This is a genomic window from Singulisphaera rosea (assembly GCF_054877945.1).
On the sequence record NZ_JBTYIP020000079.1, the window covers coordinates 1 to 1,534 of the forward strand.

Consider the following 1,534-nt stretch of genomic DNA (forward strand, 5'->3'; position numbering starts at 1 on the left):
TGAAGCACGACGGAATATGATGAGCATTCGACAACCTCAATATCAAGCCAGGGCTTGACACAGAGGGTGGCATTCAATTCGGAAAGACAATCCCAGAGTTCTTGTTTATTCATGCTCGCATGCTTTCGATATGGATGGTGCGTGTCTTGGGCCGCTTGATCATAATACTGGGGATTAGGGTGGCCTGGCTTGCCCGGCTTGAGCGAACTTTCGGGATGCCAATTACCATTGTTGTCCAAATATTCCCATCCAGAACCCTGGCCATTGGCGTCAACAGCTTGACATCGCCGTGCAACTCGGAAGATGCTACCCTGTCTGCCATATTTTGGATCGGCATAGATCCGGGCGACATGCTACAGCCTCGTCAGGAACTCGATCCGAGGCCGGCCCTCCTCGGGGATGACCAGGGGACGGGTCACATTCCCCAGGGTGAAGCCTCCGTCGAAGACGGCGAGATGACGCCCCATCGTCGGCTCGGCCTGCTCGCGGATCAGTTCCACGGCCAGCACGCACTTGGTGCGGAACTCCTCCATCTGCCCCCTGGTGCCGGCCGCACGAGCAGTTGGGACTTGCGGAAATAGAGACGTCCGGAGATCGGCAAGAACCAGCCGGGTCGCTCGGGTTCGTTGAGCAAGGCACCGAGAACCACCCAGTTATGGGCCCGGACCGTCGTGACCCGGTTAAGGCAGCGTGCCGTGTACTCGTGGAAGGTGCAAGTCCCCCATACATGTTCGCCGGAGCGATGGCCCTTGGTGTCGTCGACGGCGGAGACGTGGAAGCCGTGCCAGGTCCGCCCGGGGGCCTTCTCGATCAGGCGAGTCAGGCCGATCGTGACGTAGTCGCGGTGCCAGTCGCCGTACTCGGCGAAGCTCTCGATGGCCTTCCAATCGTTGGGGCGTTCGATGGCGAGGACGCATTGGGTGAGGGTATGCTCCTCGACGTTGAGAGAAAGACCAGAAGGGACATGCATTGTGAAGGGCCAAAGCAACAACCCCAGAGGCTTCATGAGTCGAATCACGGACCTCTCCCTTGAGCCTCGGGGCGCAACTCCCCTGATCGAAGGCCCAAGGCCCTGGGACGACGCGACCCGATCAACAAGGGACCGGGGATCCCTCGATACGGGCAAGCAGGACGCGGTCCCAACGATGATGAGACGTGAACGAGAACAAAGGACAGTTACTAAGAACAAAGGACAGGCATCGCAATCTCGGTGGTCGGCGTCTTGACGGTCGGATTCTCCGCGGTTAGTGTTCTGAAGAACACCCCAGGAGGCCTTTCCGATGACGATGGCGCGTGCTCATCTCGTGGATCCGACCGTCACTCGCTGGTACCACTGCATCACACGCTGCGTCCGTCGCGCCTTCCTCCTGGGGGATCCCGAGCAAGACCGCAAGGATTGGATCGACTAACGCCTCAAGGGACTCGCCCAAATCTTCTCGATCTCGGTCGCCGCATTCTCCGTCATGGATAACCATCTGCACGTCCTCGTCCGCCTCGACCCGGACCTGGCCTGGGGCTGGTCCGATGAGGAGGT

4 protein-coding genes are annotated in these 1,534 nt (G+C 59.6%); 1 reads left to right on the top strand and 3 read right to left on the bottom strand.

The features are described 5' to 3' along the window. The 3 genes from ACYOEI_RS41000 to ACYOEI_RS41010 all read right to left on the bottom strand — a co-directional run. Nucleotides 1-239 (bottom strand): hypothetical protein (locus ACYOEI_RS41000; RefSeq protein ID WP_462856463.1); only part of this gene is annotated, 239 nt, incomplete at its 3' end. A 114-nt stretch (nucleotides 240-353) separates the two neighbouring features. Beyond that, nucleotides 354-533 (bottom strand): hypothetical protein, encoded by a 180-nt coding sequence (locus tag ACYOEI_RS41005; RefSeq protein ID WP_462856464.1) that lies wholly within the window; start codon nucleotides 531-533, stop codon nucleotides 354-356. After that, the gene (locus ACYOEI_RS41010) at nucleotides 491-1,018 is read right to left on the bottom strand and encodes a hypothetical protein (RefSeq protein ID WP_462856465.1); all 528 of its coding nucleotides are present in this window, start codon (nucleotides 1,016-1,018) and stop codon (nucleotides 491-493) included. The genes ACYOEI_RS41005 and ACYOEI_RS41010 overlap by 43 nt, the downstream gene beginning before the upstream one ends. 262 nt (nucleotides 1,019-1,280) lie before the next feature. On the opposite strand from ACYOEI_RS41010, the gene ACYOEI_RS41015 reads away from it, so the two are divergent. After that, nucleotides 1,281-1,409, top strand: a complete 129-nt coding sequence (locus ACYOEI_RS41015; RefSeq protein WP_462856466.1) for a hypothetical protein — start codon at nucleotides 1,281-1,283, stop codon at nucleotides 1,407-1,409. Nucleotides 1,410-1,534 lie beyond the last annotated feature (125 nt).